Genomic DNA, 8,700 nt, shown 5'->3' with positions numbered 1-8,700 from the left:
GCTAAGTCAGCCCCTGTTGCTCCGGTATCTCCTGTTGCTCCTGTTGCTCCGGTATCTCCTGTTGCTCCTGTTGCTCCGGTATCTCCCGTTGCTCCTGTTGCTCCTGTTGCTCCTGTTGTTCCTGTAGGTGAAACTATATCATATTCTATATTTAAAAATGGTCTTTGTGTTGGTCCCATCCATTCTTCAGATAAATATCCTATGATAGTGTCAATTATATTTTCTATTCCAACTAATGTAATACCATTGTTAGGTTTTACTTCATTAATCCAGTCAACTACTAGATTTGTTATATCAATACTAATAAAATTATTAATATCCGCATCTGTTACATCCACAGAATAAATTGTTGGATCTATTAAAGGTGCATTATTCCAAGTAACTGTATTTTGAAAAAAGTCGGTTTGATTTGTAAATACATTAACAGTTTGTGGCGATAACACTAAATCAGGGGAATCTTTTCTATAAACAAACAATTTTAAATAAGCATTTAATATACTACTTCCTGGAGGAATAGCATTAGTTAAATTAAATTTTAATAGGCTTCTGTAACTATCGTTAGGCTGAACAAACCTTCCTGTAAACAAAACATCTGCACTACCAAAGTTTACATTAGCATTTAACTTAGATATATATGCATCATCCGTAGGCTTAACTTGTACAAATGACATAATTCCATCTCCTTGTTACTTTATCTTTTATCTTTATTTCATTTATTTTTATTGTTCACTCTGTCAATAACTATAGTATGAATTACTATAGTATATGCAGTTATGCTATATGTGTTTATAATAGAATTGCACTTACAACAACAAATATTTCATATTAAGTCTATATTTTAATCATTTTAGCTTTGAAGCTATTTTAATTTTGTATAAGTAAACAAAAATTTATATTATGAATAATATAAATTAGATAATGAATTAAATTTTTTTATACGAGGTGAAAAGCTAATGGACAAGAATATAAGAGTTCTGATTGGAAGCCCTATACGACAAGAATATGAGATATTAGATAACTTTATAAGTTCTCTAAAATATTTGATAAAAGAAAATGTTTTAGTAGAGTATTTTTTTATAGATGATAATGATGATACTAATTCAAGCAACCTTCTTTGCAAATTTTCTAAAGAATCCAATGAAAGAGTAATTATCGAACAAGGTGAGAAAATAGATAATTACATCCGAACAGAAGATACTCATTATTGGAAAGATAATTTGATATGGAAAATAGCAGAATATAAAAATAGAATTATACAATATAGTATACAAAAATCCTATGATTATCTATTTTTAATAGATTCCGATATAATATTGCATCCCAAAACATTAATTCATTTAATTAGTCTTAATAAAGACATCATATCTGAAATTTTTTGGACTAAGTGGAAAAATGATTCTGTAGAATTACCACAAATTTGGTTATATAACGAATATTCACTAGTTCCTAAGAAAAGCTTTGAAGTGTTAAGTCAAGCTGAATCTGATAAAAGATATATAGACTTTATAGAACAATTAAAAAAACCTGGTACTTATGAAGTAGGAGGATTAGGAGCTTGTACACTAATAAGCAAAAAAGCACTAGCTAAAGGTATTAACTTTAATAAAATTTATAATTTACATTTTTGGGGAGAAGATAGGCATTTTTGTATAAGAGCAGCAGCTTTAGGTTTAAAGCTTTATGTTAATACTACTTATCCTGCCTATCATATATATCGGAAAGAGGATATAAAGGGGGTAAAGGAATTTAGAAATAAATGTAAAAACGATTTAAATTCATTGGATAAAAAGTTTTCTGCTGATATGTCTAAATTGGATATCAATGTCTTTATTAAGGAATTTTTAAAAAACTTTTACTCCTATGACTACAGGTATATTAGTACAATTGAGAAAACTAAATACCTGTCTCCTCAATATTTAAACATCTTTAAGCTAAATGAAAATATAATTAAAAATTATATTTTAGAGAAAAAACTACTTTGTACTATAAATATATTAGATATTGCTATTGATACCTTTATGATTGGTGATTCAAAAATTAAAGCAACCTGCAAGTTTCAACTAAATAGTAACGTTAGTACAGAGAATTTATCTAAAAATTACTACTGTCAATTAGTATTGAATACGCAATGTAATAAAGAATGGTTTGTAGATACTATAGAAGTTGAAAATAGTAATAACAAACCGATTTTTGGATTTTTACTTTTAGATTTGTTAGAAGAGAAAGAGAGGATAAATAAAGAAAAAGGTAACAAGTTGACCCTTTCAATGCTAGTAAGAAATGAAAGTAAAAATTTTTTACAAAGAGTTTTAATGCATGCAGCTAAATATATAGATAATGCAGTAATTTTAGACGATGCTAGTGAGGATAATACTGTTGAAATATGCAAAGAAATACTAAAAGATATACCATTAACTATAGTTTCAAATAAAGAGCATAGTTTTAATAATGAGATTATTTTAAGAAAGCAACTATGGAGAATGACTATAGATACAAAGCCCGATTGGATCTTAAGTTTGGATGCAGATGAAGTTTTTGAAGATAAAATACTTGACAATATTAAAATATTAATGAATCAACCTAATTTTGACTATTATGCCTTTAGACTATACGATATGTGGGATGAAAACCATTATAGAGAGGATATCTACTGGCAGTCTCATAAATGCTATAGACCATTTCTAATAAGATATCAGCCAAATTTTAATTATATTTGGAGTGAAAGGCCTCTTCATTGTGGAAGAATTCCTGAAAATATATTCAATCTAAATGGTTGTGTATGTTACACTAGATTAAAACATTTAGGATGGTCAACGCCTCAACTAAGAGAATCTAAATATACTAGGTATTTGCAACTAGACCCAGAAGGAAAATACGGTATCTTAGAACAATATAAGTCTATACTTGATGAAAATCCCAACTTAATTAAATGGGACTAATACTATTATTTAAAAGCGGTTAAACAAAATACTAATACTTTATTAGCATCAGCGCATCCCGAATATCAACAATATGTTTATAGATATTTGGGATGTATATTTTTTCAAAGGTTTTACAAGTATTATATATTATCGTGTTATAATTTCAAATAGTATCATATAGGAACTATATATTCATAGAAAAGTAAACATAAAAAAATCCCGGTGTAGAAAATCCACACTACGGGATTCTGATGGATTTAGGAACAATAGTTGAATGCCCCTAACTCAAAGTTAACTAAACTATTTAGTTTTTGTGTATAATTCTTAATTTTTAGCAACATCCACCTGTACCAGATGCTGCAACTGCTCCAAGAGTCGCGTTATTGATAGCAAGAGTTCCAACTGTAACGGCGCTAGTAACAGTTGCTACTACAGTATAGGTACAACACTCATCATAACAGAAGTTGCAATCACAAATGAAGAATGAGAATGTTTCAGCAAAAAGCAGTGCTGTTTCACTTAGTGTCCATGCAGGTCCAACTGGAACTGGAGTAAGCTGTCCTCTACAAATTTTAAATACTTGAAAATTTATAGTACCTGTAAAAGCAACTGCAGCAACGATATTGCTTGCAAATTCTAATTTAACAGTTGGATCACATAATTTAGAAGTGTCTAAAGTAAGCGAAGTAACTGTAAAAGTAGTTCCTGCTACAGTAGCAGCTGGAATTGTAGTTGAACTAGGGGATCCACATTTTACAACAGTTGTACAGTGTTTTTCTTCTTTTTTGCAAGGATTACAATCATCACTAAAATGAGTTCTTGACATTGAATTCATAATAAAATCCTCCTTTTAATTAAAAATTACTACATGAATAATTGAGCTATCTAGGTATCTATTGAATGTTTCTACTATAATATATGAATCGTGTATAAAAAGGTGATGATAGATACGAACTTTAGTGAGAAATATAACAATATGCCCAAAAACTATTATCACACTTCATGCCTACCTAAATTTTATAGCATTACATTATTCATTTATTAGTAGAACTATCGCTTGGCCTTTCAATTATGAGAAAGATGATAATAGGATTTAATCATCCTCTTCGTCATTATCGTCACAGTCAGGGAACAATGGGTCTAAGTTCTGATCTGGATAGAACTTAGGAATTGGAGCCTTTTCAAATCTTTCACATGGGTCCTCCTCAGGTTCTTCTTCACATGGTTCTTTTGGAACTGGACAATAATCATAGGCCGGAATGAGAAGTTGTACAATAAGCTCACATTTTACAACAATGTAGTAACCTAAAGTGATATCTAGAACATCGTTGCCCTCTTCATCTTGTAGTAATTCACCGCCTAGGGCATCAGCAACCATTTCAAGTTTTATAATATCAGAATCTAAATCTTTTGCTCCATGAACTGGTACAAAACTAGCAGAGATTTGAGCTATAGAATCAGGGCAGTAGAATTTTCCGACTACATCTGTTCTATTAATTTCATAGAATTCACTTTTGTTTACACCATTACAATCAATATAATCCGAATAGAAAGAGATTGTGTAACAAATAACTATTTTTTTAAAACCTGGTTTTCCCTTAAGTGGAGTTTTATCCACAGAGATCAGCTTTATATTGAAATCCCTACTGCCAATATATCTCTTAGGATCTGTAAGGGGCTCACTTCTTAATTCGCAATCTGTTGTATTTGTGTCAGGACCTTCACCATATACAAGACATCTTTTGATTAAGCATTGATCAAAAATCTTAGGTACTTCAATGCAAACTAGTTCAGAAGGATCCGGTAGGCGTCCTTGTTTATTTACAAGACCAGGACGTGGCACAAATCTCTTGAAGTTAATGGACATAAATTCTCCTCCTTTTCAAAAAGTTATAATAAACATAAATTTATTTTAGGTTTACAATATATCATATGTTAAAAAATAAAAGTGGTTACAATAATTACCCTCCCATTTAAAATTTATAACAAATGTTAATTTATTCAAGACCTATAATATATCATATGTCAAAATATAAAAGTGGTGACAATTAAGAGATTATATTAAAATAATTTTTTATTTTATAGAAGAGCATAATGGGTTTCCGTTAAAAATATAATTTCATAAGAGGGGGGAGTAGTCATGAGTAGAGTATATCCCTGGATATATGTCGATTATGCAAATAATATATGGAAGTTTTTTCAAAATAACAATAAAGAATTATGTTACACAATTATGTACGAAGAAGGAAAATGGACAAAAGAAAGTCTGATTGATAAGGAGGTACTAGACTTTACTGTTTACATTACTAATGATGAGACAATACATATAGTATATAGCAATATTAACGGAAATCTAAAATATTGTACCATGAAGAATAAACAATGGTTAGGAAAGAAGCTCTCTCAAATAGAAAGTGATGAATTTGAAATACAGAACTTAAAAGTTGAAATTATCGGTGATGAGATGCATATCTTTTATTTATTAATAGGTAATGATGGTAGCGATCATGGGGTATTAATGCATTGTATATGGAATGGAAAAGAAACAACCGATACTTCATTGCAGGATATTATATTAATACCTAATTTAAACGAACACTATTCAATAAATGTAACTAAAAAGAATAATATTAATGTGTTTTTTATTACCGATGAAGGAGATGAGGTATCTTTAAACTATTGCAGCTTTGAAAATCATAGATGGTCTACTATAAAAAGGCTTTATGGTATTCAAGGAGACGATATATGCTTTGATGTGTTAATGAATCAACAAGATATTCATATATTAAATAAGTCTAGAGAAGATTCTATATATTTTCTGGATCATGTTTGTATAGATATAAGTGGAGAAATCCAAGAATTTAAAGTTCATGAAAGCAGCTCAGAATTAGTAGATCCTTTACTATTTATTAAAAATAACAAATTGTATTCTTGCTGGTTGGAACAAGGTAGGATTTTTTATTCAGGTTTTGATGATGAAAAATGGAATAGTGCAGTTTACTTTAATAGAGGTGATGAACATAAAATCGAAAGATATAATTGTTTTATTTGCTGTGATAATGAGGATTCTATTAAAGCAAGGAAAGTTTATGGAACTAATGAAGTAGATTTGTGCTTGTTTATTCCAAGTCAGTTTGCAATAAATACTAAAGATTCATTAAAATATGAGGTAAGTAAAGTTAATGCAGATACACCTTCTGAAACAGAGATATTTCAGAGTTTAAAACTTGAATTATCTCGTGTAAAATCAGAGAACAAAATATTAGAAAAGAAAATTGCTTCTTTAAGTATGCAGGCAAAGAAGAAGCAAAGATTCATAGAAGAATATGAAGAACGAGTTGCTAGAATATTAGAACAAAAACGAAAGGTAGATGAGAATTGCGCCTTATTCTTTGAATTAAAACAGAACATTCAGAAAGAGTTAGAGGTTACAAAGCAAAAGTTTTTAGAAGAAGAACTTCTCACAACAAATCTTAAAAATGAGCTGAAGGAAATAAAAAAACAATTATCAGAAAGATACGTAATTACAGAAAATTACCAAAGAGAGCTAGAGAATACAAAAGAGCAATTATCTCAAAAAGAAATTTTTATAGTAACTCTTCAAAAAGAACTGGAAGACACAAAAGAAAAGTTATTAGGGGAACAAAATATTAAAACAAGTATTGAAAATAAATTGAAAGAATGCGAATCAGAAAACTTAAAAATTCGACAACAAGTTGAGACGATAACTGAAGAAAATAAGAAACTATATGAAGAACTTAAATTTGAGAAGAATCAATCTATTATGGAACGATTATTAAGAAAGAGATCAAGTGGAATGTAAATCACTTCTAAGCTTTTTTAGCATATAATAGAGTAGTAAGTCTTTACAAATTATATTAGGCGGATACAAAATAGAGGTGATTAATATGAAAACCGAATACTATGATTATATAATGATTTTTACTTCTCATCATAGAGCATTATATATGTATGAACGTCTAATCCGAAAAAATATTAAGGTAAAACTCGTTAATGCTCCTAATAAAATTAATATTAGCTGTACTCAGGCTGTAAAGTTTAAAGAAATTGATATAGAAGTTGTCCAAACCGAATTGAAAAGGAACAATATTTATCCTACTTCAATATATAGGATTATGAGAGAAGGAAAAAATGAAACTTATGAATTAGTTGAATAAGATCTGGTTAAAACCAGGTCTTTTCATGTTTCTATTGCATAATAAACATGTACAAAGCATATTTTTTAGTATAAGTAAGTGATGGGGTGAAATAGAGTCTATGGTTGATAAAAGAGAAAATACTATCTATTATGTATCAAACTTAGGTACGGGTATGGTGTCTATTATTGATGGAGATAGTTATCGCATTATAAAGGAAGTTGAAATTGGTCCAAGGCCTCAAAATATCATCGTAGATGACAAAAATAATGTGTATATAGCCAGTGATAGGAATAGTACAGTCACACTTATTCATGATTTATATGATCTCAATAAAACATGGCATATGCCCAATAATGGAAATATACAAGTGGACTCCTTCGCTCAGAGGATATATGTTTGTAATACAGAAGAAGTATGTATTTATAGTTTAAGAACTGGTGAAAAGATTGGTTGTATAACAGGCTTTATTGCTGCGGCTAGCTTGGAACTTGATAAGAATAGAGAAAAGCTGGTTGTATTAGATATTTTAAAAAATGAACTAAAAGTATATTCTACATCAGATTTTCATTTAATCAAGCTATACAAAAATGTTGGTACTGCACCTAGTTGCTTTCTCATAGGAGAAGATGAAAAGCATGCCTATATTGCTAATAAAGGAGTTACTAAAGGAAGTAATAAATATAATATCTCCATATTGAATCTTGAAGACGGGAATAGTTCGTATATAGATTTGCAAAAGGGATCTATTATTACGGCTTTAGAGAAAAGTGAACTTTTTTTATATGCAGCAAATAGCGGATTACATAGAATTGAAGTTATAGACTTACTAAAAGGAGAGCGTACAGCAATAATCAAAACTACTCTTCCAGAATTGCAAAGACTTCGATTATCTCCTGATAAAAAAATACTTCTTGCAACTAGTCGAAGTAATGATGGAAAAGGCGTACTTGACAGGATTGATACTTATAGTAACGTTATTTTAGATACCTTTACTTTTCAACGAAATAATAGCATTCCATACGATATTGGAATAGTCACTCAGCGCAAGCTTCAAATAGATGAAGAATCTTTTATTTTTACAAGTTCGGAAGACAAATGGAAACAAAAAAATGGAACTATAATACTAGCAAAAAAAATTCTATCTACCTATCAAGAAAAAATGATTTTTTCTGAAGTATTAACTAAATTACCTCTAAAATTAGAAAACATTTCAAGTATAGAAGAAATTATATTCAAAAAGTGTGAAATTATAGATGAAACAAAAAATAGAAAAATTATAGATGCTCGAAAAGAATACTCCATGCTACAATATGACTTTTACATACCTTACTACATAGAGTATAAAGATCAACAGGAACAAAAATCTGTTATTGAAGGAAGGCTTGAAGGAAAGCAGAAAGCTACATTATATATACCAGCTTATGCGGAACAACAGGGGGTTCAATTCGTTGTCAATTCCTTTACTATGTTAACAAATGCTCCAGTGATCATAGACAAAAACTTGAAGTTTGACGTTAGTACTTTAATTTCGACTAAAGTGATTGTAGATGAAATGGTATTTATTCCACTTTGTAAGAACTGTGAAGTCTGTCAAAAGAGAGGTGAAATAAAAGAGTGAG

At 29.6% G+C, this 8,700-nt stretch carries 7 protein-coding genes; 4 read left to right on the top strand and 3 right to left on the bottom strand.

Translation table 11 applies throughout. The features are described from left to right. Positions 1–671 (bottom strand): DNRLRE domain-containing protein (locus tag I6U48_RS07810; RefSeq protein WP_218319853.1); only part of this gene is annotated, 671 nt, incomplete at its 3' end. Positions 672–953: 282 nt separating this feature from the next. On the opposite strand from I6U48_RS07810, the gene I6U48_RS07805 reads away from it, so the two are divergent. Continuing rightward, entirely contained in the window at positions 954–2,939 is a 1,986-nt protein-coding gene (locus tag I6U48_RS07805) for a glycosyltransferase (RefSeq protein WP_218319852.1), read from the top strand. A 313-nt stretch (positions 2,940–3,252) separates the two neighbouring features. On the opposite strand, the gene I6U48_RS07800 is transcribed toward I6U48_RS07805, so the two are convergent. Together I6U48_RS07800 and I6U48_RS07795 are read right to left on the bottom strand one after the other, a co-directional pair. After that, positions 3,253–3,756 carry a DUF4489 domain-containing protein gene (locus I6U48_RS07800; RefSeq protein WP_218319851.1) on the bottom strand — a complete coding sequence of 168 codons (504 nt, stop codon included), beginning with the start codon at positions 3,754–3,756 and terminating at the stop codon, positions 3,253–3,255. Positions 3,757–4,014: 258 nt separating this feature from the next. Next, positions 4,015–4,788 (bottom strand): hypothetical protein, encoded by a 774-nt coding sequence (locus I6U48_RS07795; protein WP_218319850.1) that lies wholly within the window; start codon positions 4,786–4,788, stop codon positions 4,015–4,017. A 273-nt stretch (positions 4,789–5,061) separates the two neighbouring features. Here I6U48_RS07795 and I6U48_RS07790 point away from each other — a divergent pair, with 273 nt between their 5' ends. From I6U48_RS07790 to I6U48_RS07780, 3 genes are all read left to right on the top strand, one after another. Next, on the top strand, positions 5,062–6,744 hold the full coding sequence (locus tag I6U48_RS07790; RefSeq protein ID WP_218319849.1) for a coiled-coil domain-containing protein: 1,683 nt from the start codon (positions 5,062–5,064) through the stop codon (positions 6,742–6,744). A gap of 85 nt (positions 6,745–6,829) precedes the next feature. Next, a complete protein-coding gene (locus I6U48_RS07785; protein WP_218319848.1) occupies positions 6,830–7,099 on the top strand; it encodes a putative Se/S carrier protein in 270 nt (89 codons plus the stop codon). Positions 7,100–7,199: 100 nt separating this feature from the next. Beyond that, entirely contained in the window at positions 7,200–8,699 is a 1,500-nt protein-coding gene (locus I6U48_RS07780; RefSeq protein WP_218319847.1) for a YncE family protein, read from the top strand. The last annotated feature ends 1 nt before the right edge of the window (position 8,700 follow it).

The organism is Clostridium thailandense (assembly GCF_019207025.1).
Classification (GTDB): Bacteria; Bacillota; Clostridia; order Clostridiales; family Clostridiaceae; genus Clostridium_AM; species Clostridium_AM thailandense.
The sequence above is the reverse complement of the archived record's forward strand: the minus strand, read 5'-3'. Positions and strand labels throughout refer to the sequence as shown.

Coding starts and splice junctions, on each gene's coding strand:
- I6U48_RS07780 (WP_218319847.1), top strand. CDS start 7,200: ATGGTTGATAAAAGAGAAAATACTATCTATTATGTATCAAACTTAGGT.
- I6U48_RS07800 (WP_218319851.1), bottom strand. CDS start 3,756: ATGAATTCAATGTCAAGAACTCATTTTAGTGATGATTGTAATCCTTGC.
- I6U48_RS07785 (WP_218319848.1), top strand. CDS start 6,830: ATGAAAACCGAATACTATGATTATATAATGATTTTTACTTCTCATCAT.
- I6U48_RS07795 (WP_218319850.1), bottom strand. CDS start 4,788: ATGTCCATTAACTTCAAGAGATTTGTGCCACGTCCTGGTCTTGTAAAT.
- I6U48_RS07790 (WP_218319849.1), top strand. CDS start 5,062: ATGAGTAGAGTATATCCCTGGATATATGTCGATTATGCAAATAATATA.
- I6U48_RS07805 (WP_218319852.1), top strand. CDS start 954: ATGGACAAGAATATAAGAGTTCTGATTGGAAGCCCTATACGACAAGAA.